General features: G+C 63.4%; 19 protein-coding genes and 1 pseudogene. 5 read left to right on the forward strand and 15 right to left on the reverse strand.

The features are described from left to right. Window positions 1-39: 39 nt before the first annotated feature. Window positions 40-1884, reverse strand: coding sequence for a PAS domain-containing protein (locus ACWPWT_RS17030; RefSeq protein WP_454280677.1), 1845 nt, complete (start codon window positions 1882-1884; stop codon window positions 40-42). A gap of 134 nt (window positions 1885-2018) precedes the next feature. On the opposite strand from ACWPWT_RS17030, the gene ACWPWT_RS17035 reads away from it, so the two are divergent. Together ACWPWT_RS17035 and ACWPWT_RS17040 are read left to right on the forward strand one after the other, a co-directional pair. After that, on the forward strand, window positions 2019-3194 hold the full coding sequence (locus ACWPWT_RS17035) for a zinc-dependent alcohol dehydrogenase (protein ID WP_454280678.1): 1176 nt from the start codon (window positions 2019-2021) through the stop codon (window positions 3192-3194). Between the two features lie 11 nt (window positions 3195-3205). Continuing rightward, window positions 3206-3793 carry a hypothetical protein gene (locus tag ACWPWT_RS17040; RefSeq protein WP_454280679.1) on the forward strand — a complete coding sequence of 196 codons (588 nt, stop codon included), beginning with the start codon at window positions 3206-3208 and terminating at the stop codon, window positions 3791-3793. 143 nt (window positions 3794-3936) lie between these two features. On the opposite strand, the gene ACWPWT_RS17045 is transcribed toward ACWPWT_RS17040, so the two are convergent. Then, on the reverse strand, window positions 3937-4917 hold the full coding sequence (locus tag ACWPWT_RS17045) for a sensor histidine kinase (protein ID WP_454280680.1): 981 nt from the start codon (window positions 4915-4917) through the stop codon (window positions 3937-3939). Between the two features lie 251 nt (window positions 4918-5168). Continuing rightward, window positions 5169-7043, reverse strand: a complete 1875-nt coding sequence (locus ACWPWT_RS17050) for a family 1 glycosylhydrolase (protein WP_454280681.1) — start codon at window positions 7041-7043, stop codon at window positions 5169-5171. 139 nt (window positions 7044-7182) lie between these two features. On the opposite strand from ACWPWT_RS17050, the gene glf reads away from it, so the two are divergent. Further along, window positions 7183-9543, forward strand: coding sequence for a UDP-galactopyranose mutase (glf, locus tag ACWPWT_RS17055; protein ID WP_454280682.1), 2361 nt, complete (start codon window positions 7183-7185; stop codon window positions 9541-9543). 68 nt (window positions 9544-9611) lie between these two features. Here glf and ACWPWT_RS17060 read toward each other — a convergent pair whose 3' ends face one another. The 5 genes from ACWPWT_RS17060 to adh form a co-directional block, all read right to left on the reverse strand. Beyond that, window positions 9612-10526, reverse strand: a complete 915-nt coding sequence (locus ACWPWT_RS17060) for an ATP-grasp fold amidoligase family protein (protein WP_454280683.1) — start codon at window positions 10524-10526, stop codon at window positions 9612-9614. Window positions 10527-10580: 54 nt separating this feature from the next. Beyond that, window positions 10581-11120: an N-acetyltransferase family protein gene (locus tag ACWPWT_RS17065; RefSeq protein ID WP_454280684.1), complete on the reverse strand. Its 540-nt coding sequence runs from the start codon at window positions 11118-11120 to the stop codon at window positions 10581-10583. A 33-nt stretch (window positions 11121-11153) separates the two neighbouring features. Beyond that, window positions 11154-12668, reverse strand: a complete 1515-nt coding sequence (locus tag ACWPWT_RS17070; RefSeq protein ID WP_454280685.1) for an acetyl-CoA hydrolase/transferase family protein — start codon at window positions 12666-12668, stop codon at window positions 11154-11156. A gap of 46 nt (window positions 12669-12714) precedes the next feature. Then, window positions 12715-13749 (reverse strand): alcohol dehydrogenase AdhP, encoded by a 1035-nt coding sequence (gene adhP, locus ACWPWT_RS17075; protein WP_454280686.1) that lies wholly within the window; start codon window positions 13747-13749, stop codon window positions 12715-12717. Window positions 13750-13818: 69 nt separating this feature from the next. Continuing rightward, window positions 13819-15330, reverse strand: coding sequence for an aldehyde dehydrogenase (gene adh / locus ACWPWT_RS17080; RefSeq protein ID WP_454280687.1), 1512 nt, complete (start codon window positions 15328-15330; stop codon window positions 13819-13821). Between the two features lie 182 nt (window positions 15331-15512). Between adh and ACWPWT_RS17085 the strand changes: the two genes are divergently transcribed. Further along, on the forward strand, window positions 15513-16553 hold the full coding sequence (locus tag ACWPWT_RS17085; protein WP_454280688.1) for a GAF domain-containing protein: 1041 nt from the start codon (window positions 15513-15515) through the stop codon (window positions 16551-16553). A 220-nt stretch (window positions 16554-16773) separates the two neighbouring features. Here ACWPWT_RS17085 and ACWPWT_RS17090 read toward each other — a convergent pair whose 3' ends face one another. The 7 genes and pseudogenes from ACWPWT_RS17090 to ACWPWT_RS17120 all read right to left on the reverse strand — a co-directional run bounded on the left by ACWPWT_RS17090 (window position 16774) and on the right by ACWPWT_RS17120 (window position 24896). Further along, window positions 16774-19200 carry an ABC transporter permease gene (locus ACWPWT_RS17090; RefSeq protein ID WP_454280689.1) on the reverse strand — a complete coding sequence of 809 codons (2427 nt, stop codon included), beginning with the start codon at window positions 19198-19200 and terminating at the stop codon, window positions 16774-16776. Between the two features lie 431 nt (window positions 19201-19631). Then, on the reverse strand, window positions 19632-21902 hold the full coding sequence (locus ACWPWT_RS17095) for a TonB-dependent receptor domain-containing protein (RefSeq protein ID WP_454280994.1): 2271 nt from the start codon (window positions 21900-21902) through the stop codon (window positions 19632-19634). 171 nt (window positions 21903-22073) lie between these two features. Further along, window positions 22074-22400: pseudogene (locus ACWPWT_RS17100) on the reverse strand (TonB-dependent receptor plug domain-containing protein); the annotation flags it as partial. A gap of 18 nt (window positions 22401-22418) precedes the next feature. Further along, entirely contained in the window at window positions 22419-22634 is a 216-nt protein-coding gene (locus ACWPWT_RS17105) for a hypothetical protein (RefSeq protein WP_454280690.1), read from the reverse strand. Between the two features lie 236 nt (window positions 22635-22870). Next, window positions 22871-23413 carry an FKBP-type peptidyl-prolyl cis-trans isomerase gene (locus ACWPWT_RS17110; protein ID WP_454280691.1) on the reverse strand — a complete coding sequence of 181 codons (543 nt, stop codon included), beginning with the start codon at window positions 23411-23413 and terminating at the stop codon, window positions 22871-22873. Between the two features lie 86 nt (window positions 23414-23499). Then, window positions 23500-23946 carry a YaiI/YqxD family protein gene (locus ACWPWT_RS17115; protein WP_454280995.1) on the reverse strand — a complete coding sequence of 149 codons (447 nt, stop codon included), beginning with the start codon at window positions 23944-23946 and terminating at the stop codon, window positions 23500-23502. 143 nt (window positions 23947-24089) lie between these two features. Continuing rightward, the gene (locus tag ACWPWT_RS17120; protein WP_454280692.1) at window positions 24090-24896 is read right to left on the reverse strand and encodes a hypothetical protein; all 807 of its coding nucleotides are present in this window, start codon (window positions 24894-24896) and stop codon (window positions 24090-24092) included. A gap of 190 nt (window positions 24897-25086) precedes the next feature. On the opposite strand from ACWPWT_RS17120, the gene ACWPWT_RS17125 reads away from it, so the two are divergent. Beyond that, entirely contained in the window at window positions 25087-25758 is a 672-nt protein-coding gene (locus ACWPWT_RS17125; RefSeq protein WP_454280693.1) for a DUF4129 domain-containing protein, read from the forward strand.

Genomic DNA, 25758 nt, shown 5'->3' on the forward strand with positions numbered 1-25758 from the left:
TCTGGTGACGTCAGCCATGCGTCGGCACCCGTAGCATCCCTAGGTAGGCTTCCGCGTCCCGCTGCCTTCGCCGGGCCGTGCAAGGCCCGCCGCGAGTGCAATCTGGATAAGTTCGGCCAGATTTCCGGCATCAAGCCGGTTCATGACCTGGGCTCGGTGCAGCTCGACGGTACGCGGACTGATGCCGAGTTTCTTGCCGGTTTCCTTGTTCGTGTTGCCCTCGACCAGGGCTTGCAAGACTTCCCGTTCGCGCGGCGTGAGACGTGTCACGCGAGCACTTGCGGTTTCATCGCGTGAGACCGGGCGGACGGCGGCGAGACATTCCGCGATCGCGCTCGACAGGCCGGCGGGCACCGATGTTTCATCCTCCACGACGACATAGTCGCTCGCGCCCGCCTTCATCGCAGCGATGGCCGACATGAGATCGGTTCCGGGCGTGTCCAGAACCACGCTCGGTAGCGCGATGGCCCGCGCCTTCAGTTCGCGCGGAACGGACAATCCATCGGCCTTGGCCTTCCGGACATCGACCAGCACACAGCCAGGGGTGAGGAGCGCGGCGATATCGAGAAAGGTGGTCGCGCTCTCGAACGTCCTCGCGCGATACCCCATTGTCCGCACCATGCCCGCCAGCCGCCTGGCATCCAGTGCCTTGGGGCTGACGATATAGACCTGACCGATTTCTTCCTGGGTGACGTCTTCCGTGATCCCGCCGATGCGCGCGATCGCACCATTGTCGTCGAGGATGGGGAAGCTCGTATCGCGCAAGCGGCGGACGGACCCGTCTCCGGGGCGGATGATGCGGTATTCATATTGCACCGCCTCGCCGGACTTGACTGTCGCGAGCGCGTGTTCGACCTGCAATCGGTCCTCGGGATGCACATAGTGCAGCCATTGCTCGATGGAGTGGGCCGCCTGTTCCTGGAGTATTCCCCAAATCCGCTCGAACGCGGCACTGCGATACAGGATCGTCCCTGTCACGGGATCGCTGATCCACAGAAGATTGCTGCTATGCGCCGCAAAGCTGCTGAACTGTGCCTCGCTCGCCCGAATGGCCGCTTCGGCATGACGTCGATCTGTTACATCGGCAGCCGCGCCGATGAAACCAATGGGATGGCCGTTTTCGAACGTTGTCCGGCCCCATGTTACGATATGGCGCAGGACGCCGTCGTCACGGCCGATCACCCGATATTCCACAGAATAGCTGCCATCGCCTGCCGGATCGACACACGCCGCAATGGCCGCGCGGACCCGCTCCCGATCGTCGGGGTGAATGCCTTGCTCGAATATGGTTTCGTCGACCGGGGTGTCCGGCGACAGTCCCCACATGGCACGGAGTCTCTCATCCCACTCGAGTGCGCCGGTGCGCGGATCCCAGGCATAGATGCCGATCCCGACAAGTTCGGTCGCCGCGCGCAGTCGCGCCTCGCTCGTGCGGAGTGCTTCTTCGAAGGCCCGCCGCTCGCTGGTATCGCGCGAAACGCCGATGACCAGTTCGACCGACCCGTCGAGCCCCCAAACGGGTCCCCACAAGTAGGAGAAATAGGCGGCCTGGCCGGTCGGACTGCGGAAGAAGACCTCGTTCTGGATCGTTGCGCCATCGGCAAAGATCTGATCGATATGGCCGTTGAGCAATGCCGTCAGATCCGTCGGATAATTCAAGTCGTCAAACGACTTGCCGAGCATTTCTTCCACGCTCAGTCCCAAGAGCGCAAGCATCGCCGGGTTGGCATAGGCAAAGCGTCGCCGCCGGTCGAAGGCATAGACATAGTCGGGAATTGACGACAGATTCGCTTCGAGAAAACGCACCTGTCCGGCCAGCGTCTCGCCCGAGCCCAGCGGCGGATCGTCGACCCCTGTCGCGAAAACCGGTGCGCAATCATCCATAAGGCCGGCTTTCTTCGAATTTGCCGACAAAGGCGGCAAGCGCCTGCGACCGGGTATAGTTCCCTAGGGATCGCCCGGATGGGACGAGGGCTGGCCAGTGCGTATCTCCACGCCACGCAACCGAGGAGAGTGGCATGAAGGCGCTGGTCTGGCACGGCAAGGAGGACATCCGATACGACACAGTGTCCGACCCTGCGATCGAACATCCCCGCGATGCCATAATCAAGGTTACGAGTTGTGCGATCTGTGGGTCCGACCTGCATCTATTCCACAATCTCGTCCCCGCGATGCTGCCCGGCGATATCATGGGTCATGAAACGATGGGCGAAGTGGTCGAGGTCGGCAGTGCCGCCAAGGGATCGCTGAAGAAAGGCGACCGTGTCGTTATCCCCTTCACCATCCAGTGCGGCGAATGCGATCAGTGCCGACGCGGCAATTTCTCCGTCTGCGAACGGACGAACCGAAAGAAGGAACTGGGCGACAAGGCGTTCGGTCATGCGACGGCCGGGCTGTTCGGTTATACGCACCTGACCGGCGGCTATCCCGGCGGCCAAGCCGAATATCTGCGGGTTCCTTTCGCGGATACGACCCATATCAAGGTGCCAGGCGGGATTGATGACGAGAAGCTGTTGTTCCTGTCGGACATCCTGCCCACCGGTTGGCAGGCGGCGGTGCAGGCCGACATTCAGCCAGGCGACACGGTAGCAGTCTGGGGCTGCGGCCCGGTCGGACAGATGACGATCCGTTCGGCGATCCTGCTGGGCGCCGAACAGGTGATCGCGATCGACCATCTGCCCGAGCGTCTGTCCATGGCGGCCGCGGCGGGCGCGATCACGATCAACTTCGCGGAGGAAAGCGTCGTCGAAAGGCTCAACGAGCTGACCGGCGGCAAGGGGCCGCACAAGTGCATCGACGCGGTCGGCACGGAGAGCCACGTCAATTTCGGGCAGCCCGATACGGTGCTGGACCGCGCCAAGCAGATGCTGATGGCGGAGAATGACCGTCCCCATGTCCTGCGTGAGATGATCTATGTCTGCCGTCCAGGCGGGGTAATCTCGATCATCGGTGTCTATCTGGGGCTGGTCGACAAGATCCCGATGGGGCAGGCGATGAACAAGGGACTGACCTTTCGCATGGCGCAAGCGCATGTCCCACGCTGGACCGGCGATCTCCTCCGCCGGATCGAGGATGGGCAGATCGATCCCTCCTTCGTCATCACGCACAAGGTCGACCTGTCCAAGGGCCCTGAAATGTATGCGACCTTCCGCGATAAGGCGGACGGGTGCGTCAAGGTCATGCTCCAACCCTGAAGGAGGCATCCATGCCACTCACCATCTTCACCGGTATCGCCCGTTCGGAGGGCGACCCGAAGGTCGAACGCAAGGGACCGAGTTCACTCAAGGGCGCTGACCGGCTCGCCAGGGCGCTGGGCTGGTTCTCGGTCGGACTCGGCATTGCGGAACTCGTCGCGCCCGGTCGGATAGCCCGCAGTCTCGGGTTGGATGACAAGGAGGGATTGGTCCGCGCCTATGGTGCTCGCGAATTGGCCAGCGCCGTCCCGACCTTGTCGATCGACAAGCCGATCGGACTCGCCGCGCGGATCGGCGGCGACGCGCTCGACATCGCGACGCTCGCGACCGGGTTGAATCGCGACAACCCCAAATGGCGGAACGCCGCGATCGCCACCGCCCTGGTCGCGGGGATCACGCTGCTCGACATCGTCGCGTTCAAGGGTGTGAAGGCTGTGCACAAGCGCGACCCGAACGCCGATCGCGATTATTCGGACCGGTCTGGCCTGCCACGCGGCACAGCGGCATCGCGCGGACTTGCCCGCAAAGACTTCGACATTCCGCCGGACTATCGGGCCGAAGGTACGGTGGCGGATGCGGTGCCGCTGCTCGCGTCCTGAAACTGCGGCACGGCGCGGTGCCCTGAGGGACTGAAATGGTCACTCGGGGCGCCGTCGCTGCCTGCCTCGCCAGCCGATTTCGTGACTGTGACGGGATTGCATGGAGCCATGAGCGAGATCGCATGTCCGTCCGAAAGGCCTTGTTAAACCCTTTCTTCGCCGAGCGTGACGCGGGTGCAATAGCCTTTATCGACCGGTTCGATCTGCATATTGCCGCCCAATTGCTTAGCAAGGAGGCGTACGAGCTTGGAACCCAACCCCGGCTCGATGCCATCCGGGCATCCGACCCCATCATCGGCGACCGTGACGACCATGCCTGACGCAGCGCGCGTGACGACGACCTGGATGACCCCACCGCGCTCGCCCGGATAGGCGTATTTCAGGCTGTTGGTGACCAGTTCGTTGACGATCAGGCCGACATGGATCGCCACATCGCTGGGAACCTCGATCGGATCGCACGCGACCCGCACCGCGATCGGCCGGACATCGCGCAACAGATCGCCCAATCCCTGGCACAGGGTCGGAACATAGTCCGCAAGGTCGACGCGCCCACCGTCATCATCCCCGCGCAGCCGCTCCTGCGCGCGGGCGACGACCATGACACGCGCATTGGCGGCATCGAGTGCGGCACGAACCTCGGCATGGGACGATGCCCGGCTTTGCAACTGGATCGCCGAACTGATGATAGCGAGATCGTTCTTGGTACGGTGCGCCATTTCCTGCAAAAGCAATGCCTTTGCGCGTTCGCTCTCTTCCAGGCGTTCGATCGTCTGGCGCAACGCCTCCGTCGTCGCCGACATGGTGAAGCAGATCAGCATGAAAATGCCGAGCGCCATCGCATCCTCGCGGCCGATCCAAAGCGAGAAGCGCGGCTCGACGAAGAGATAGGCGGCGATCAGCACACTGAGGATCGTGGCGAAGAAGCCCGACCCGCGATCGAAGACGAGCGCACACAGGAAAACGGCGGGATAGAAGAGCAGGACGGGAAAATTGTGCAGCGTTCCTTCAAGCGAATGGCGTAGGAGCGCGGTCAACAACACGATCAGCGCGCTGGCGGCGTAGCGCAGGGCAACGCCATAGCGCTGCCGGGGAAGAAGCCTGACCAGCAGATTTTCTTCGATCATATCCCCCCAAGCCCAATTCGTACCGACGCTTTCGTGGATACAAGTACGATTATCGTTAATCTTCGGCCGAAAGATCGTCGTTGATATCGATCAGCCTTGCTGCGGGGTACGGCGATCGCACTTTTTTACGGGCTTGTCGCCCAGCGTGCAAGCAGACCAGCCGCGGCTCATTCTGCTGCGGGACAATTTGATCACCTGGAGCAGCGATCGCTTAGTGGGCGCTGGGGTGGTGCTGTGCGGTATCGCGCTCATCAGTCCCCGCGTGAGCACGATACGCCCTCGGCGGCCGCAAAATTAATCGGAGGACGGGATGGGATCTCAACGGATTTCGCAGGAGCGATACCGCAGGGCGAGTATATGGTCGTTGCACTACCGTCATAAGGGTGAACTGCGCGATCCCCTGCTTCAGATCGTTGCACATCATATATGCCGTCGATCAGCAGGTCGAGCAAAGCGTTTACGAACTCCGAAGTGTCCGTGACGGTCGCGATCGAATGACTTTGGGGCGATACCGGATCAATCGAGACGAAGTCATCCGCGACTTGGCTGGCGTTGCTCAGGCGGATTGATGCTATGTCCATTGCCTCACAGAGGCTTGCGACGGTCTCTGCCTCGTTGTCGGGGGCTTCGCCGATATGGATCATGCCCCATGGACAAGAATGCTCTAGCAGTGCCGCAATGGCGGGGAGGCCCATCGCGTCCAGTGAAGGTGCTCCGACGACATGGTGGCTGATGCCCCGCCTTGCGCAAATTCCGGTCCATATATCGGCGGCGCCCGCATCACGGCACCATATGAGCAACGGCCGGTCATGCTGGTGTTCGGACGGAAGCGGCGCTTTGATCGGATGGGGCAGGGCCGGATAGACTAGCCGCTCGGACCTCCGCCACCAGCCAGGTGCCATCGCGACCGGATGTCGCGTCGCGCCGACCGCCAAGCCGCTCCACAATCGCGCGAGAGCGGTGGGTCGTGGCGTCCTGCCCGATACGTCGAACACCCCTGGCTCATAGCGGCCGGGTCTGGTCAGCAATGTATCCCATCCATGCGAACCCAGAAGCGACCATGCCGTGACCGCGCGGATTTCGACGCCGTCGTTTCGCAGGGTCACGCAACTGTCCCAGGCCTCCGCCGCCCAGCGCAATTGTTCCTCGCGGGTGCAGCCATTGTGCACCTCGGTCACGGCCAAGGGGGCTCCGTACCGGTCCCATGCTTCCTGCAACGCACCGGCAAGTCCGGGCGGCGGTGGATCGAGAACGCGCACGGCCTCCACATCCGCATAGGCGCGCCGGGCGTTGCCGCCATGGGTATGCGTCGGATAACGTTGCAACCGGTGATCGAGAAAGCGGTCGCTGGTCAGATAATGGTTCACGCCGACGATGTCGGGCGGGCAGGGATCGTCCGCGATCCGACGCAACCGCTCGGCAAAGCCGAAGCTTGCGATCCGGGTCCACAGGGGATGATGCGGCGTGAGGCGCCCGAACAGCAAATCCCATCCCGCCCAGCGACGGAGATTATCGAACGCCGCCTGCTCGCCCAGAAGGACGGTGGCATAGGTACGGCCCAGATCGTCGGTCTGGATCAGCTTGGCTGCCGGATTGACCCGCCGGATCGCCCGCATGGCGGCCCGCGTGCCATCGATCTGGTTGAGCAGCGCGAGCCAGAAGGCCGCTTCATCCCGAGCGTGCGGATACCAATGGCCGTAAAGGCCTGAAAAGCGCGCCGTCGTCAGGGGTTCGTTGACCGGCGTCCAGCTCTCTATCCATGGATAACGCTCGACGACCTTTGCAGCATAGTCGCCCAGCCCGGTGGCAAAGCCATCGTCCAGCAGATGCGTATGCGCCGGACCGCTGCCGTGATGGACCAGCCCTGCGATGGGCCGAATGCCGAGGTCGCGCAATCGCCCAAGCCTCTCATCGGTCCACGACCAGTCGGGCGTTCGTCCGTCCGGCATCACCCGTTCCCAAAGGACGGGATAGCGGATCGCCGTCATCCCCAGCGAGGCGAACAGGTCGAGATCGGCAAGTCGGTCGTGATGTCCGCTTAGGCGAATTTGATCGCTATAGCCTGCCGCAGTGCGATTGACGGTGCATTCCACGCCGCCCCAGAATTGCAGGCCATCCATCGGCATCTCCCGTCAATCCAACGGGCCGCGATGAACGGCGTTCCCACCAACACATTGATTTGCATTGTAAGACAGTAACTTAGCAGGAACTTGGCGAAGCGGCAGGTTGTTTCCTCTTTGTAACAGCGATGAAAAGGGAGCCTCCGTGATCACCCAGCCGTCGACCGCCGCCAAGAGCTCCACCTTGTATCACCGCCGCCCGCGATCGACGCTGATCTGCTTTAGCCACCTCCGCTGGGGCTTCGTCTTTCAAAGGCCGCAGCATCTGATGACGCGCTTCGCCATGACGCAGGACGTCCTGTTCTGGGAGGAGCCGGAGTATCGCCAGGGCCCCTCCGAACTGCGCCGCCATATCTGTCCGGACAGTGGCGTCGTCGTGCTGACGCCGCTACTCGACGAGGCCTTGCGAGGATGCGAGGACGAGGTGCTGACGGCCTTGCTGGATGCCGAGATGGCAGGCGTCACGGGTCCGCTCATTCGCTGGTACTACACGCCGATGATGCTGCCCTTCTCGGACCATGTTCCGGCGGCTTGCATCGTTTATGACTGCATGGACGAACTCTCGGCGTTCAAGGGAGCGCCGCCTGAGTTGCTGGAGCGCGAGCAACGGCTGATCGAGCGGGCGGATTTGGTCTTCACGGGCGGGACAAGCCTGTACGAGGCGAAGCGGCGGCGCCATTCGAACGTCCACGCCTTTCCCTCCAGCATCGACGCAGCGCATTTCGGCCGGGCACGGGGCCGCGTGGCCGAACCCGCCGACCAGGCGGAACTGCCCCGACCCAGGTTGGGCTTTGCAGGCGTGGTAGACGAGCGGATGGACCTCGATCTGCTGGCGGCGCTGGCGGATGCGCATCCGGAATGGTCGTTGGTCGTCATCGGTCCCGTGGTGAAGATCGACGAGGCCGATCTGCCGCGCCGCGCCAATATCCATTATCTGGGCGGGCGTCCCTATGCGGCGCTGCCGGACTATATGGCGGGTTGGGATGTCGCGCTGATGCCCTTCGCCATCAATGAGGCGACGCGGTTCATCAGCCCGACCAAGACGCCGGAGTATCTCGCGGCCGGGTGCCCGGTCGTCTCGACGCCGATCACTGATGTGGTGCGTCATTATGGCGAATTGGCGGGCGTGGCGATTGCCGACACGCCCGCCGCCTTCGTCGCGGCCTGCGAGGCGGGGATGGCGCTACGCGAGGCCGGGCATGGCTGGCGCGACGAGGCGGATGCGCAACTTTCCCGAGGATCGTGGAGCAGCACGGCGCTCGAGATGACTGCCCTAATCGAGGCGGAGATGGCGGGGCGCACCCGGCACGAGCCCATCGTGTCGCCGGTCACCTGGCCCCCTCTGCGCGATCGATATGACGTGATGGTGGTCGGCGCGGGCTTTGCCGGGGCGGTCATGGCGGAGCGGCTGGCCGCCGACGGAGGCAAGCGGGTGCTGGTGGTCGACCGGCGATCGCATATCGCGGGCAATGCCTATGATCATCACGATGCGGCGGGTATATTGGTCCACCGCTACGGCCCGCATATCTTCCACACCAATTCGAGCGAGATATTCGACTATCTCTCGCACTTCACCGATTGGCGGCCCTATGAACATCGCGTCCTGGCCGATGTCGATGGCAAGCTCGTGCCGATGCCGATCAACCGCACGACGCTGAACGCACTCTATGGCCTGGAACTGTCCAGCGATGCGGAGGTCGAGGCGTTCTTGGCATCGCGTGCCGAGCCGGTCGATCCGATCCGCACCTCCGCCGATATGGTGGTGTCGAGGGTAGGGCGCGAACTCTACGAGACCTTCTTTCGCGGCTATACCCGCAAGCAATGGGGCATGGACCCGTCGGAGCTCGACAAGTCGGTGACCGCGCGCGTGCCGACCCGCAGCGGTACCGACGATCGCTATTTCAGCGACCGTTATCAGGCGATGCCCGCGCGTGGATTTACGCGGATGTTCCAGGCAATGCTGGATCACCCCAATATCGATCTGCTCCTGGGTGTCGATTATGCCGATGTTCGGGAAGCCTATCCACACGATCATCTGGTCTTTACCGGGCCGATCGATGAATATTTCGGCTATCGTTATGGCCGTTTGCCCTATCGTTCGCTTCGGTTCGAGCATCGGACGCTGGGCGAGGAACAGCATCAGCCGGTTGCCGTGGTCAACTTCCCCGACGAGGCGGTGCCCTATACCCGGATCACCGAATATAAGCATCTGACCGGACAGGTCGCGCCGCAGACCAGCCTGACCTATGAATATCCGAGTGCGACCGGCGACCCCTATTACCCAATCCCTCGCGACGAAAACCAGGCGCTTTACAAACGCTACGAGGCACTGGCCCTGGCGGAGCCGCATGTCAGCTTCGTCGGTCGGCTGGCGACCTATCGCTACTATAACATGGACCAGGTCGTCGGACAGGCTTTGGCAACCTATCGCCGCCTGAAGCCTATCTTGGCCGAGACCACGATGACGACCGCTGCGGAACTGGCGCGAGGACGCAGCGCTGCCTGAACGAGAGGGAAGCGGGGGGTGGGGCATATCCGTGATCGCCCCGCTCTCTGCCCGTCATTTCAGGCTGCTCAGGTGTCCGGTTTGATGGCCGGCCTGCCTGCCCCGAGCGCCTGCATCAGGGTATCGCTATAGATTTCATGCGTCGCGGTTGGCCGGTGCACTCCTTGCGACGAGGGCGCGATGCCAAGCGACGCGGCGGGGGTGAAGGTCAGTTCACCGAAATAGATCCCGTCGCGCCCGTCATAGAGATCGACGCGGACGAACGCGAAAGGCACCGACAATGCGCGTGCGGCAGCGGTCATGGCCTCTAGCCGTTCGCGAGAAGCCCGAACAAAACCGCTGGGGGAACGGAGCCCGTCATCCTCGTCCATCGGTTCGAAGTCGGGCACGCGGAACAGGCGGCTCCATGGCTCTCCGAACCGCCCATGATCGATCTGGCAAAGAAGGGGGCGGCCATGAATGCTGTGGAATTTGTAATCGTCGGGCGGGCCGGGGACGGTCGTCGGTATCATCGCCTCGACGATGATCTGACGCGGCAATTGCCAATATTGCATCTCCCGCAGGATCGGTGCGTAATCGACCGAGGCCAAGTCATATAGCGGGCGCAGTTCCGCCGGATCGGTCAGATCGCGCAGAAAGGTGACCCCGCCGCTGGCATGGGTCGGCTTGGCGATGGCATCGGTCCCTAGGAACGGGCGCAGCATTTCGAACAGATGTTCGGGGGAGCGCACCGCCGTGATCGGTATCACGGCCCGCGTTTCAGGGACCCGCAACTCGGGGAAAACGCGCCGCGCTTCCGCCTTGGCGGTCTGCTTGTCGACAAAGGTCCGCGCCAGACGGGGCCAGTCCGGATCGATCATCCGGTCGTAGATCACGTCGTTGATCAACGCGTCCGGATGGCCGGGGGGCAGGGGTTCGCGCCCAAATTTGCGTTCGAAGGGCGGGGCGGCGACTTCATGGTTGGCGGTGCGCGTCAGGTCCATGCGCCTTTCTCAGCTCGACCGCGATGCATCCGCCGACATCAGCGCACCCCCCCGTCAACCGAGTCTCCTGCTAAGACGGACCAGGGTCGGGTCGCCTTCCACGGGATGGAGATCGAAGCCCATTTCCCGTTCGATCAGAATGGCGGATCTGTTCTCGCGATCCTCGATGGCTTCGATCGTGCGGTATCCCCGGCGTCGGGCTCGCTCCACGAGAAGGTCGAGCAGCGTCCAGCCGATGCCCATCTGCTTCACGTCGTGCCGGATCGCGATCGCCGCCTCGGCGACGCTGCCCGTCTTGTCGCCAGCCAGCATTGCGGCGCCGAGGATCGAGCCATCCTCGGCAAAGGCGATGAGGCTCTCCGTCGTCGCATCATTGGCATGGATCATGCCGGACAGCCGCTCGTGAGTGACCTCGCGTACGCTGGTCAGGAAGCGGAAGCGCAGATCCTCTGGCGAGACCCGCGCGAAGAAGCCGGCCAGCGGGGCCTCGTCTTCTGTGCGCGCACGCCGGACGTGCAGCCGAACGTCCTTATGGGTGACCAGCAATTCGGTGTCGGCGATCATCACGATGTCCTCCTGAATGGTCCCGACCATGCGCCTGTTCGGCGCGCATGACATTGACCCGCGTCAAGACGGCTGCATCGCGCCCGTCTCCATGAAGCGCCGATGCCAGGACAGGGCCTCACCAGGCAGCGAGGGGGCATGCAGGCCATAGCTGCCGCCTTCCGCTCGCGTGGCGTAATCCTTCAGCAGAGGCCGGTAGTCGGGATGGGCGCAGCGTTCGATCACCATCCGGGCACGCTGACGCGGGCTGAGGCCGCGCAGATCGGCCAGGCCCTGTTCGGTCACGATCACCTGCACGTCCTGCATGATGTGATCGACATGCGAGGCCTGCGGCACGATGGCGGAAATCTTGCCGCCCTTGGCGGTGGACGGCGTCATGAAGATCGAGACATAGGCGTTGCGCGCGAAATCGCCCGATCCACCGATGCCGTTCTGGATGCGCGAGCCCATGACCAGCGTCGAATTGACATTGCCATAGATGTCCGCCTCGATCAGCCCGTTCATCGCGATGCATCCCAGGCGCCGGACCAGTTCGGGATGGTTGCTGATCTCCTGAGGACGCAGGATCATGCGGTCGCGGTAGCTCGCCATGTCGGCGTTGAGCCGCGCCGCCGCCTGCGGGCTGAGCGAAAAGGCGGTGGCGGAGGCCATGCGCAGTTTCCCCGCGTCGAGCAGGTCGAGCATGCCGTCCTGGATCACCTCGGTATAGGCGGTCATCGGCTCGAACGGCGTGTCGATCAGCCCGGACAGCACCGCATTGGCGATATTGCCGACGCCCGACTGGATGGGAAGCAAGCCGGCGGGCAGCCGTCCGCGCGCGACCTCATGCCGCAGAAACTCGATGATATGCCCCGCGATCGCCTGAGCCGTGGCGTCGGGCGCGGCGAAGGGCAGGTTGCGGTCGGGGGCATCGGTTTCGACGATGGCGACGATCTTGTCCGGGTCGCAGGCAAGATAAGGGGTGCCGATCCGGTCATCCGGCCGAACCAGCGGGATCGGCACACGATCGGGGGGCAGGCGAGTGCCGTAGTAGATGTCGTGCATTCCCTCCAGCGCCGAATCCTGCCAGCGATTGACCTCCAGGATCACGCGCGTGGCGCGGTCCGCCCAGGTCTTGTTGTTGCCGACCGACGAGGAAGGGATCAGCGATCCGTCCGCGCGGATACCCGTCACCTCGATAATCGCGGTGTCGAGCGGACCCAGCACCCCTTCCCATGCCATGGGTGCGACCTGGCTGAGGTGCATGTCGAGATAGTCGATCTCACCGCGATTGATCTTCTCGCGGGCGACCGGATCGCCGCTATACGGCAGACGCTGGGCGATCCCGTCGACCGCCGCCAATGCTCCGTCCAGTTCGGGCCCGGTCGAGGCCCCGGTCCACAAATTGACGCGAAAGGGCCGCCCGGCCGCATGATCCTCCGCCATGCGCCGTGCCAGCGCCTGCGGAACAGCCTTTGGGTAGCCGGAGCCGGTAAAGCCGCTTGTCGCCAGGGTTTCGCCGGGGCGGATCAGCGCGGCGGCGGTATCGGCATCGGTGATACGGGAACGCAGGGCGGCACAAGCGATACGATCGGTCATTGTCACTCCATGAGGGGGCGGGGCCGAAGCCTCCGCCCGCCATCTGTCAGGCTGCAAGGTCGAGGACGACGCGGCCTTCAATCTGTCCTTGCCGCATCCGGTCGAACACCTGATTGACCTGGGTTAGCGGCGCGGTGGAAACGGTCGCTCTCACCTTGCCGTCCGCCGCGAAATCGAGCGATTCCTGTAGATCGAGCCGGGTGCCGACAATCGACCCACGCACCGTGATACCGTTCAGCACCAGCCCGAAGATATTTAGCGGGAAGTCTCCCGGCGGCAAGCCGTTCAGCGCCACCGTGCCGCCGCGCGCCATCATGCCGACGGCCTGGGCGAAGGCGCGTTCGCTGACTGCGGTGACGAGTGCGCCCTGCGCTCCTCCGCCGGTTTCGCGCTTGATCGCCGCGGCAGGATCGCGTTCGGTACGGGCATTCACGGTCACCTTCGCGCCCAGTCGCCGCGCGAGGTCAAGCTTTGCGTCGTCGACATCGACCGCTGCGACGTTCAGGCCCATCGCAACGGCATATTGCACCGCCATATGGCCGAGGCCGCCGATGCCGGAGATGACGACCGTGTCGCCCGGCTTGGTGTCGGTCATCTTCAGCCCCTTATAGACCGTGACCCCGGCGCACAGCACGGGTGCGATCTCGGTGAAGCCGATATTTCCGGGCAAATGGCCGACGAAATTTGGATCGGCGATGACATAGTCGGCAAAGCCGCCATTGACCGAATAGCCGGTGTTGAGCTGGCTCTCGCACAATGTCTCCCATCCGCCCAGGCAATGCACGCAGTGGCCGCAGGCGGTGTATAGCCAGGGAACGCCGACCCGGTCGCCTTCCTTGATGTGCTTGACGCCCTTGCCGACCGCCGAGACATAGCCGACGCCCTCATGCCCAGGAATGAAGGGCGGGTTGGGCTTGACCGGCCAGTCGCCCTCGGCAGCGTGCAAATCGGTGTGGCAGACGCCCGAGGCCTGGATCGCGACCTGGATCATGCCGTCGCTGACTTCGGGTACCGGAACTTCGTCAATGGTCAGCGGAGCGCCGAACTGGCGGACGACGGCTGCCTTCATGGTCTTGGCCATGGATTTTCTCCTCTCGGATGATGATGAAGCGGGGATGGGCACGATCGACCGTCCCCGCTTTGACGGGGATCAAAAGAAGCCGAGCTTCTTGGCCGAATAACTGACCAGCAAATTCTTGGTCTGCTGATAATGGTCGAGCATCATGCGATGCGTCTCCCGCCCGATGCCGGAGCGCTTATAGCCACCGAACGCCGCATGAGCAGGATAGGCGTGGTAGCAGTTGGTCCACACCCGCCCTGCCTGGATGGCGCGGCCCATGCGATAGGCGCGGGTGCCGTCGCGGGTCCACACGCCCGCACCCAAGCCATAGAGCGTGTCGTTGGCGATGCGCAGCGCCTCTTCATCGTCCTTGAAGGTCGCGACCGACACGACGGGGCCGAAAATTTCCTCTTGGAACACCCGCATCCTGTTGTTGCCGCTGAGAACGGTCGGCTTGACATAATAGCCTTCCAGCCCAGCCGGCCGGTTTCGCTCCCCGCCGGTCAGCACCTTGGCGCCCTCGTCGCGGCCGATGTCGAGATAGCCGAGGATCTTGTCCATCTGCTCCTGCGAGGCCTGTGCCCCGACCATGGTGGCGGGATCGAGCGGGTCGCCCTGAATCATCGCCTCGACCCGCGCGACCGCCTTTTCCATGAAGCGGTCATAGATGGATTCGTGGACCAGCGCGCGGCTGGGGCAGGTGCAGACCTCGCCCTGGTTGAGCGCAAACATGGCGAAGCCCTCGATCGCCTTGTCGAGATAATCATCGTCGGCCGCCGCCACATCCGCAAAGAAGATGTTGGGGCTCTTGCCACCCAGTTCCAGCGTCACCGGGATCAGGTTTTCCGACGCATAGGACATGATGAGCTGCCCAGTCGTCGTCTCGCCGGTAAAGGCGATCTTGGCGATGCGCGGGTTCTGCGCGAGCGGCTTGCCCGCCTCCACGCCATAGCCGTTGACGATGTTGAGCACACCTTCGGGAAGCAGGTCGGCGATCAGCTCGGCCAGCACCATGATCGAGGCGGGGGTCTGCTCGGCGGGTTTCAGCACCACGCAATTGCCCGCCGCCAAGGCCGGCGCGAGTTTCCAGCAGGCCATCAGCAGTGGGAAGTTCCACGGGATGATCTGCCCCACCACGCCCAGCGGCTCGTGGAAATGATAGGCGACGGTGTCATGGTCGATCTCTGAAATCCCGCCCTCCTGCGCGCGGATGCAGCCTGCGAAATAGCGGAAATGATCGATGGCGAGCGGCAGGTCGGCGGCGGTCGTCTCGCGGATCGGCTTGCCATTGTCCCAGGTCTCCGCAGTGGCGAGTAGAGCGAGATTTTCTTCCATGCGGTCGGCGATGCGGTGAAGGATCAATGCGCGTTCGGCGACACTGGTGCGGCCCCATCCGTCCTTGGCCTTGTGTGCGGCGTCGAGCGCCAGTTCGATGTCGGCGGCCTGGCTGCGCGCGATCTGACAGATGAGCTGACCGTCGATCGGCGATCGGTTGTCGAACCAGCGCCCGTCGACCGGATCGACCCAGTGCCCTCCGATGAAATTCGCGTAGCGCTGCTTGAACGGCGCGGTGCGCGCCTTGATAGCTTCCTGGATCGTCATGCAACCTCTCCTTGGTCTGTTATGATCCGAAGCTCTGCCTGCGCGCCGTTCGGGGCAAGCCGATCCGCGCCGAAGCGGCGGCATGGCGGTGGACTTTCGGCGCATGAAGCGTAGCATGTGTCGCACGGCGCGACGCGAAACGCGGCGGTGTCGCAACTTGCGACAATGGAGAGGATGCGGCGATGGACGGCGCCGGGATAGAGCAAGGACGTCGAGCCTATTTCGACGAGGGGCTTCTGCCCCTGGAGAGCGTGCGCCAGCCGGTCCTGCGCTCGTGGCTGCGCTGTACGGACATGGGCCTGCGGCAGGGGCGGCGGCAGGATGACGGACCGCTGAGCGAGGGCGAACTCAATGCCCTGCGCCAGCGACGCGAGCGGCTGCGCCGATTATGCCGCCCGGAACTCGAGATGTTGGCAGGGGAGGCACGCGACACCAGTAGCGTCGTGATCCTGGCCGATGCGGATGGCATGATCCTGGATACGATCGGCGATACGGGCTTCCTTTCGCGAGCGGCCCAGGTCGCCTTGCGTCCCGGCGTGTCGTGGACCGAAGCGAGCACCGGCACCAACGCGATCGGTACGGCCATAGCCGAGCGTCGCCCGATCGCCGTGCACGGCGCGGAGCATTTCTTCGCCGAACATGCGGTGCTCAGCTGTGCGGCAACGCCGATCCTCGATCCGCGCGGCGCGATCGTCGGCGCACTCGACATTTCGGGGCCTTCCGCCAGCGGCCATGGCCATGCGCTGGGGCTGATCCGGCTGGCGGTCGACCAGATCGAGCACCGCCTGTTCCGCTCCGGCTTTGCGGATTGCCGCGTGCTTCGGATGCACGACGATGCAGCGATGCTGGGCACGGCGCGCGAGGGGATTTTGGTGTTCCGCGACAATCGCCTGGTCGCCGCCAATCGCCGGGGATTGTCGCTGGTCGGTAGAAGCTGGGAAGCGCTCGATGAGACACCGCTCAGCGATCTGGTGGATGTGCGCGGGCACGCGGGGCGCGGACCTCTGCGCCTGACCAATGGAGCGACGCTGATCGGGGGGTGGGACAGCGAAGCACGGGGTGGCGGGGCGGAGCTGACGATGACGGCGCGCCCGCTCGCCGATGAGCGCGCCGAGGCGATAGAAGCCGCGCTGGCGGCGCATAGCGGCAATGTCTCGGCGGCGGCGCGGCAATTGGGAATCCATCGCAGCACGATCCATCGCCATCTCGCTCGCCATCGCTGATCCGGCGAACGGGAAGGGGGATGACCGCCGGATCGCCCCGACGCTTCGATGGTAATCGCCATCGGGAAAGGCCTTGCGGCTGCGCCCGCCGGGGATCACTCGGCCGGCACCGGGCGCCAAGCGACGTAGGCGATCAGCGTCAGCCCTGTGACCCTCTCACTTCCGCATTCGCTTTCCGTTTCAATCGTCACTCATAGCCATGCACGTATCCCTACACAGTCTAATCATGGCGCAGCGCCCAGGCGGGGGTCGCGCGGCTGGCGCGCAACGCCTGACCGAGGACGGTGCACACTGCGATGACGAGCGCCAGCACGGAAGCTCCCACGAAATAGAGCGGGGACAGGGCGATACGGTCGTCGAAACCGGCCAGCCAGGTGCGCATCGCAAAGAAGGCCAAGGGCCATGCGATGGCATTCGCGATCAGAACCGGGCGCAGGAACTGTCCGACGAGCAGTTTGACGATGTCTGACGTGGACGCCCCCAGCGTCTTCCTGATGCCGATCTCCTTCACCCGGCGCTGCGTGTTGAAGGAGGCGAGGCCCCAAAGACCGACGCAACCGATCAGCACCGCCAACCCCGCGCCGATGCCGAAGAGCCGGGTCGCCCGGTCATCCTCTTCATAAAAAGTCTGGAGCAACTGCTCCCCGGTATCCGCGTGGAACGGCGCTTCCGGCGCAATCCTAACCCATGCGGCGCGCACCGCGTCCCTTACGCGCCGAGGATCGCCGGTGAAGCGCATCGTCGCCACGGGATAACTTACGATGCCGTGGGTGTAGGTGTAGTAGACCGGGGTTGCGGGTATGCGCGGCGAGAAGAAGCGCAGATCGTCGATCACGCCGACAATCGTCATCGGCCGAGGTTGGACGATGGTCTTGCCGATCGCCTCTTCCGGCGAATGGAAGCCGAGAGCCGAAACCGCCTTGCGCGATATGACGATGTTGACCGCCACGCCCTTTTCGGCGTTCTTTCTATCGTCCAGGCGATGGGCGTCGTCGAGAAGGCGACCAGCAATGGCCTTCGCACCGAACAGGCGGAAGAAGTCCGACCCGATGCGAATGCTGCGAGCGGCTGGCCCAGGGCCGAGCCGACCGGACAGCCGGAGATTGTCGGAATTGTTATTCCCGACATCGCCCACGCCGGTATCGGATGTCGTCACCATCGATACGCCCGGCACCGCCCGGAAAGCGTCGATCAAAGCGAGGTGCTTTGCCGAATCGACGTAGCCCAGCCATGGGGCCACCAGCAGCCCTTCGCGCCGAAACCCCAGATCGGCCTGACGGACATGGCGCGTCTGCGCGACGAGGACGGCCGTGCCGATCAGAAAAGCGATCACCAATGCGAACTGAGCCACGACCAGCGCTTCGCGTACCCTGGCCCCCGCTCGCCCACCACCCGGCGCCCGCGCAGAGGCAAGCACCGCCGCGGCCGGAAAGCGGGACAACAACACGGCCGGATAAGAGCCAGCGAGAATGCCGATACCGATCGAAAGCAGCAGCAGCACCGGCACGACGACAGCATAGGGCATCGTCAGGGACAGGCCGCCGGCCGCATTGACCAAAGGCAGTCCGACCTCCGCCAGCATCAGCCCAAGCAGCGCCGACACCGCCACGGCCAACACCGCTTCGCTCAGGACCTGGCGGACCAGCGTGGCACGGTCGGCGCCCAGAACCTTGCGCATGGCGACTTCGCGGGCCCGAAGCCCGGCCCGAGCACTTGCGAGGTTCACGTAATTGACGACCGCGATCAGCAGGGTCAGCACGCCGACCAACCCCAGCGTGACGATGGTCAGCTTGCGGCTCGCGCTTTCCTGACCGGCCGGTTGGAGATGCACCTTGGTCAAGGCAAGGAGCGGCAGGCCGATGCGTGTCGCCACGTCTTCTCCCAAGTCCCGTGCGCCATGCCGGGCGACGAAGCCGGGCATTTTCCGTTCCAATGCCTCGGCACCGGCTTCGTCAGGAAAGCGGAGATAGGTCTTGAGGGAAGTGCTGCCCCAATGATTCCACCAATCGCCCAGGTCGCTGGTGGGCAGCCGAACCAGAATGGTGAACCGGAAGTCGGTCGTCTTGGGCAAATCCCTGAACACGCCCGTGACCCGGTGCGGCGCGGTCTTGTCGAGTGCCAGCGTCATCGTCTCGCCAATGGGATTGGCATCACCGAAATATTTCCGCGCCGCGGACTGGCTGATGATCACGCTTGTCGGGTCTGCCAGCGCGCTTGCCTTGTCGCCTGCGACCCATGGCAGGTCGAACACTTGCAAGAAGCTTGCATCGACTTGCGCTATGTCATCGAATGTCGCGATGCCATTGCGAACGACGCTGCCCCCGTCCTTGCCGTCCATATTGGCGCCGCCCATGATGCGGGTGCCGACCAGGTCGGGAAAGTCCTGCCGCAATTCGTCGAGCAACCCTCCCATGGTAAACGGATAGGTTCCGGCGAACGGACCATCGGCGCGTTTCCAGTCGGTCTGGACGAGATATATCCCGTCATGGTGCGGCAGCCACTTTTCGAAGCTGGTCTCGAAGCGGACATAGAGGGCGAGGACGAAAAACACCGCGATCCCGACGGCAAGCCCCCCGATGTTGAGCGCAGCAAAGAGCTTGTGGCGTGTCAGGGACCGATAGAAGGCGGTGAAGGCGAAGCTGTTCATGCGCGGGCTCCTGACGGGACGCGCAATGGCATGCGCGAGGGGGGCGACTTCTGTCTCATTGCGACAAATGTCACCGCCCACCGGAGAAAAGGCTAACATGCTATGAGAGAAGGTTTTTCCGGCGGACCACTAGCGACCGGCGTGACGGCCTTGGACACTCCGTTCAAAACCGGACAATTTTGGGTGGCGTCAAGTCGATAAGCCAATGTCTGCGGGAATCGACCGCGGACACTCGGGTTATGACTGGGCGTGGGGATGCGCGCGTCGTCGGCGGCGGTCATGGTACCCGAGGACTACAGGGCCGGATACGGATCGTTGCCCCAGTCAAATACGCATTGAGCTTCGTGGGCGAACGCCTTTCGCGTTCATGGCGCAATCAATGGATCGATCGGGCCCCATCGCCAACGACAGGGCCCGATCGACAGGCATTGTTACATCTTCACCCGCGCACCGACGAACATGAAGCGGCCCACGGCCGTCGTCGGTTGGATGGTCTGACCATAGTCGGGCAGCTGATCAAACAGATTGCTGACACCGCCATAGAATTGGAACCGATCGGTCGCATCGACGCTGGCATAAATGTTATGCTGCCAGCGCGGCTTGATGTAGTAATACTCCGCCGCCACGAAGTCGGGGTTGCTTCCCGAGGTTTCGCGGGTGTAGCGCAGGGTCTTGTCGAACCACTGTAGCCCATAGTTGAGGGTCACTGCACCCTTGGTCCAGGAAAGGTTCGACGTTACCTGATATTTCGGCGCGACCGAGAAGATCGTTCCGCGATAATCGGTCACAGGGGCGCCCGGCACGCCAATGAACAGCAGCTTGTCGAGATAGTTGCCGTTCACCTGCAGGTTGAACAGACCCAGATTGGCAGTCGGCAGACGCCAGTTCAGGTTGAAGTCCAGGCCCGCCGTCTGGAACGATGCGACGTTCTGGGGCGCGACGCTGAAGCCGGTGACATTGCCCGCCTGTGCAACGCCGCTGCCGGGACCATTTTGTCGCGTGATCGCGCCGCAGAACTGGTTGTTCAGCGTCGGGGAGTCGACGCAGAGCTGGGCCAGCTGGATCGGCGTGACCGTATTGATCGCGTTCTTCAGGCGGATGTCATACCAGTCGGCCGACAGAGTCAGACCTGGCAGGAAGCGCGGCGACAGAACGACCCCTGCCGTCCAGGTGTTCGCCTCTTCCTCGCGAAGCAACGGGTTGCCGCCCGCCGTGCCGGAAATGTTGAACGACCGATTATCATTATAGGTCGCCGGGTCCGCGCCCAGGCCCTGCAGCAGCGTGCGGCAATTTGCGGCGCGATATTGTGTGCCGTTGCCGGTATTGGCCGGGATGCAGGGATCCTCGGTGAAGAAGGCGAAGGTTTGCGACCGGCCGCCGAACAGCTCGCTGATATTGGGCGCGCGGATGGCGACCGAGTAGGTCCCGCGGAACGTGATGTCGCGGATCGGCGCATACATGCCGTCGACCTTCCACGTCGTGGCGCGGCCGATCGTCGAGTAATCCGACACGCGGATGGCTGCGCCCAGTTCCAGGTCATGCGCGAAGCGCATGTTCTTGGCGATCGGCGCGTTCAGTTCGGCAAAGACTTCCTTGACGTCGAACGATCCGCGCGTCACGCTGAGCGCGTTGGTGAAGGTCAGGCCCTGCTGCTCGATGGGATCGGGCGTGAAGCTGCTGATCTCCTTGCGGTATTCGGCGCCGAAAGCATAGGCCAGCGGGCCGCCGGGCAAGGTGAAGAACTTTTCGAAATCGCCGCTGACCGAGGCCGAAACGACATGCTGCTCGATGCGCGAACGGTCCGTGGTCGGTGCCAGGATGAAGGCAATACCCGAAGGATCAGACAGCCCTTCGCCCAGAATGTTGATCGGACGGCACTGACCCGGCTGGAACGTCGTCCGCGGCAAAACGGTGCGCCCGCTCGAATAGGGCTGGTTCGGCGTCCAGTTCGGATCCAAGTTGGCGCGGCAGGTGATCTGTCCTGTGGCAGGATCACGCACAGCGTCGAGCGCCGCGAAGAAGCGGTCCGAATAGATGTCGTTCGTGTATTGGCTACGCACATCGGTACGCCCGAAGACATAAGACACTTCGTAATGCGTCTTGTCTTCCAGATCGCCGCGCAGGCCGATCACCGTGCGATAGGTGTCGCGCTTGATGTTCTCGCCGCGCTGGCCATTGCCGTTCATGCCCAGATCGAAATTGTCACGGCTGACCAGGACCCCGCCGATGGACGGGTCAATCGCCGACCGGATATTGGCGGGGAGGTAGGGGTTATCGCCCTCAATCAGGATGTTATAGTCGAAAGTCGGTTGCGCCAGCGAGAAGGACTTGGTCGTCGCATACTTCGCCTCACCGAAAAGGGTGACGGTGTCGCTGATGTCGTAATGGCCCAGGAAATTGGCGAGATGCCGTTCGATCCGCGGCTGCAAATCGTTCAGATAGCGCGCGACCGGCGTGCTCGATCCGCCGACCGAATAGCCGCCGGGATAGGCGACGCCATTGTCATAGACCGCGCCGGTGCCGGTGAAATCGGGCACGCCATCGCCATCCACGTCAACGGCGCCGTCAGGCGAACTGCCATAATAGCGGGCATCGGTGATCGGCACGCGCGCGGGCACCGTGCCATTGGTGTTCCGGACGAAGACGGGGAAATTAGACTGACCGAACTGGGTACGCTGCTTAGCCTGCAAGCGGTCGTCCATAGAATATTGATAAGCGAGCGCGACATTGCCGCGACCGTCCGAGAAATTCCGCCCGGCCGTGACTGCGATCAGACGCTGTCCCGCATCGCCCCGATCGGAAATCCCGGCCTGACCGCGAACGGTCAGCCCCTGGAAATTCTGCTTCAGACGGAAATTGACCACGCCCGAGACACCGTCTGCGCCGTAGATCGCCGAGGCGCCACCGGTCAGGATGTCGACGCCCTCGATCAGGTCGGTCGGAATCGTGTTGATGTCGACCGACTGTTCGCCGGGAATGCCCGAGACGTGCCGACGTCCATCGACCAGGGTCAGGGTGCGCTGACGCCCCAAATTGCGCAAGTCGAGTGTGTTCAGGCCGGTTTCACCGATGCCCGCACGATCACCCGAGTTGTTGGACGATCCGGCCGAGCCCACCAGCGCAGGGTAAGCGCGGAGGAAGTCCGTGGCGTTGGTCGTGCCTTGGGCTTCGAACGTCTTGGCGTCGAGCGTGACGATCGGACTGGGCGTCGAGAAATCCTAGCGGCGAATTCGCGAGCCGGTGACGACGACATCGCCGGTCTGCCCCGCATTGCTGCTGTCCTCTACCGCGCCAGGCTGTGCGTCCTGGCCCGGCAGGTTGCTGTCGCCCTGCGTCGTTGCAGGCGCCGTTTCCTGCGCCTGAGCCGCACCGGAAAGGCCGGAAACCGCAATAGCCAATGCGGCCGCGCCATGGGCGAATGCCATCCGCTTCATAAGAACTCCCTGTGGGTTTTGGTTTATGTTTGACCAAAACGCGCATGGAGCCGCGATGACAACCGCGTCATCGACAGGTGGGTTAAAATGGTGATGCAGAGTGTCTTTTCGGTAACGGTTTATTACGGCTATGTCACTCGAAAATAACCTACATTAGGTCCGATTTGGGGCTGTTAGACGAGTTAAAGGCAAAGGCATTTGATCGCCGATCAACGCGCCGACACCCTTTGCGGATCTCATGGCTGGGTTGGCGGTGTAGTCGATTGTGGCATTCCGGCCCGCCGCATTTCGGCAATCTCGGCGGCGGTCTTGAAATCCAACATTTCGATTTGGAAGATCAGGTCGGAGTTAGCTGGAATGGGGCCAGAGGCCTGTGCGCCATAACCCAGCGTAGAGGGAACACAGAGGCGTACCACGCCGCCGCGACCTATCAGCTGCAACCCTTCCGAAAATCCGGGGATGACGCCGCCGACCGGCATGGGGGACTGCATGGATTGGTCGAAAACCGCCCCGGTCGTGCTAAGATAGCCGATATAATTGACGAGCACCGTGTCGTCCGCCGCGGGCTTGGGGCCGTTCGTTGGCCGCAAAACGGAATAGCCCAGGCCGGAAGGGGTCCGCGATGCGCACAGCCTTTGTCCGGCGGGAACGATCGGCGTCAACGGCAGCGGAATGATCGTGTCATTCGGCGCGACCGGCTTGGGGGCTGCGGAACGCGGCCCGTTATCCGACCGTGTCGTAGCATGGGCCGGGCAAAGTGCGAGCAAAGGCACGGACATGGAAAGGACAAGGCGGCCCAGCGCGCGGGGGTATGATCTCATGATCCCCGCCGTAATCGGCCCCCGCCGAACAGATCAAGGGGCGGTCATTGGTGTTTTCGAATGATTTTCATCAAAGCGGCATCCAATGCCGACAGGAAGCGGGATCGATCCTCCTTTGCGAATGGCGGTGGTCCACCGATCCGATCACCTCCAGCCCGCAGGTCGTTCATGATCGCCCGTACCGCGACGGCATTGCCGATCGAGCTGGTCGTGAACGGCTTGCCGTTCGGCGCGATCACCGCTGCGCCTGCCTTTAGGCATCGATCGGCCAACAGGATGTCGGCCGTCACCACGACCGTTTTGCCATCCGCGCGGTCGGCAATCCAGTCATCGGCGGCATCGAAACCGTCGCCGACGACCACGCGCGCGATCAGGGGATGGTCCGGAATGCGCAGGTGCGCGTTGCTGACCACCGTCACCGGTACCGCCAGCCGGTAAGCGACACGATAAACCTCGTCCTTTACCGGGCAGGCGTCCGCATCGACCAAGATATGCGCTCTTTCCGTCACGGGGGCGACGTTGCATGAATGGCGGCACGGTGGCAACTCCGCACTGAAACAGTCGAGGACTTTCAGTGCTGCCGCTACCGCCTGCCATCAGCCGCAATGGGCGATGCAGCCGATGGAAAGCACCGTCAGGCAAAAATCTCGGTGAGCCGATCGACGTCGGGGCCGTCTTTCCAATGACGCAATTCGATGAACAGCGAGGCGCCGACCAGCGTGAACCATGTCAGCATGACGGTCGTCACGATCGATTGCAGCAGCTCGACCATCAGCGAGGGCGTCGTGGCAACCCGTACCGCGCCTCCGCCGGTCAGTGCCCCAAAGCTGCCGTAATCCGCCACGGTCGCGGCACCGATCACCACCGAAACAACCAGATAGATGGCACATGCCAGCAGGCCGATGCCGAATATCGGCCAGCGTGCACCCTGGGTCAGGCTTCGACTCCGACCAAAGGCGCCGAATACCCCCGTCCGTTCCGCGACGACGGCCGGCAGGCTGACCGACCACATCACGGCCAAGATGATGCCGGGGACCAGCAGAAAGAGCGCGCCCAGCCATATGCCGAAGAAGAACAGGGTATTGACCGCGAACAAGGGCAATGCGCGACGAGCGCCCAAGGTCAGCACTTCGCCAAGGTTCGCGGATCGGCCTTGGTCATGCGCGACCGCTGCATGAACCAGCGCTCCGCTGGCGACGAGCCATAGCAGGCCAACGACGAAGCCATAGGTCCCGAACAATAGATAAGCCCCATCCTGAAGGTCGCGCGCAAAAGATGCCCGCCCAATGAGTGCCTGGGTTCCGAATTGCGGCAAAGCGACGAGAACGAAGGTCACGCCCAGCGTAGCCACGGGATTGGCCTTGATCACATTGATACTGCGTCCGAATACCGCGCCGACCGATAATCCATGACGCGTTTGCGTGATCGCCTGGCTTGCCATGTTGCTTCCCCCCTCAGCATGCTTGCCGAAGATCGTGTCAAGTCGATGCCACTCTGTCCAGCCTGATCGACAACACGTAAGACAGGAATAGCGGATTGCGTCTGCAATCGGTCCGGCTACAGTCCGCCACGGGGCGCTGCAGCGTAAGTGGAGGGGGATCATCGCAGCCACAGCACAGGACACGGCGGTTGTGGCGGATCAACTCGCCGCCGCGCATGCTCGTCTGCGTGCCGATCCGTCGATCCAGTTCCATTTGACGGCGGCACCCACGCCACCCGAGCCACCCGGATGGCTGAAGTCGCTGGGGCGTTGGCTTGTCGACCTTTTCCGGCCGATCGGACGTTTCCTGCGCTGGCTGACGAACCTGATGCCCGATGCCCCTTATGCGCGTATCCTGCTTTGGCTTGTGATCGTCGCCTTGGCGGCTGCCCTGATCTGGATGGTCGTCGAACGGGTCAGGTCGGGCGAGTGGCGATGGCCGGTCCGGCGGCGGGGGCCCGAAGACATTGCCGACATGGAAGGCGATCCATGGACGCCTGGCGAAGAACCCGCCCGGGCCTGGCTCAGTGCGGCAGACCGGCTCGCCGCAGACGGGCGATTTGCCGAGGCGATCCATTATCTGCTGTTTCATTCCATCGACGACATCGGGCGTCGCCGCCCCGCACTGCGACGACCTTCGCTGACCAGCCGCGAATTGGCGTCGGCTTCGCTGTTGCCCGTATCGGTCCGGCCGCTCTTCGCGCGCATTGCGGGACTGGTCGAGCGCAGCCTTTTCGGAGGACGGCCCGTCGAACAGGCGGACTGGGACGCCGCGCGGGCTGCCTATGCCGAACTGGTATTGCCGCAACGGTGGCGCGCATGA

The organism is Sphingomonas sp. Marseille-Q8236 (genome assembly GCF_965112005.1).

Excerpts from the sequence above, each read along its gene's own strand:
- ACWPWT_RS17095 (WP_454280994.1), bottom strand. The coding sequence starts at position 21,902 with ATGGACGACCGCTTGCAGGCTAAGCAGCGTACCCAGTTCGGTCAGTCT.
- ACWPWT_RS17120 (WP_454280692.1), bottom strand. The coding sequence starts at position 24,896 with ATGGCAAGCCAGGCGATCACGCAAACGCGTCATGGATTATCGGTCGGC.
- ACWPWT_RS17040 (WP_454280679.1), top strand. The coding sequence starts at position 3,206 with ATGCCACTCACCATCTTCACCGGTATCGCCCGTTCGGAGGGCGACCCG.
- ACWPWT_RS17060 (WP_454280683.1), bottom strand. The coding sequence starts at position 10,526 with ATGGACCTGACGCGCACCGCCAACCATGAAGTCGCCGCCCCGCCCTTC.
- ACWPWT_RS17035 (WP_454280678.1), top strand. The coding sequence starts at position 2,019 with ATGAAGGCGCTGGTCTGGCACGGCAAGGAGGACATCCGATACGACACA.
- ACWPWT_RS17030 (WP_454280677.1), bottom strand. The coding sequence starts at position 1,884 with ATGGATGATTGCGCACCGGTTTTCGCGACAGGGGTCGACGATCCGCCG.
- ACWPWT_RS17085 (WP_454280688.1), top strand. The coding sequence starts at position 15,513 with ATGGACGGCGCCGGGATAGAGCAAGGACGTCGAGCCTATTTCGACGAG.
- ACWPWT_RS17105 (WP_454280690.1), bottom strand. The coding sequence starts at position 22,634 with ATGAAGCGGATGGCATTCGCCCATGGCGCGGCCGCATTGGCTATTGCG.
- adh (WP_454280687.1), bottom strand. The coding sequence starts at position 15,330 with ATGACGATCCAGGAAGCTATCAAGGCGCGCACCGCGCCGTTCAAGCAG.
- ACWPWT_RS17070 (WP_454280685.1), bottom strand. The coding sequence starts at position 12,668 with ATGACCGATCGTATCGCTTGTGCCGCCCTGCGTTCCCGTATCACCGAT.
- ACWPWT_RS17090 (WP_454280689.1), bottom strand. The coding sequence starts at position 19,200 with ATGAACAGCTTCGCCTTCACCGCCTTCTATCGGTCCCTGACACGCCAC.
- ACWPWT_RS17065 (WP_454280684.1), bottom strand. The coding sequence starts at position 11,120 with ATGGTCGGGACCATTCAGGAGGACATCGTGATGATCGCCGACACCGAA.
- adhP (WP_454280686.1), bottom strand. The coding sequence starts at position 13,749 with ATGGCCAAGACCATGAAGGCAGCCGTCGTCCGCCAGTTCGGCGCTCCG.
- ACWPWT_RS17045 (WP_454280680.1), bottom strand. The coding sequence starts at position 4,917 with ATGATCGAAGAAAATCTGCTGGTCAGGCTTCTTCCCCGGCAGCGCTAT.
- ACWPWT_RS17110 (WP_454280691.1), bottom strand. The coding sequence starts at position 23,413 with ATGTCCGTGCCTTTGCTCGCACTTTGCCCGGCCCATGCTACGACACGG.
- ACWPWT_RS17050 (WP_454280681.1), bottom strand. The coding sequence starts at position 7,043 with ATGCCGATGGATGGCCTGCAATTCTGGGGCGGCGTGGAATGCACCGTC.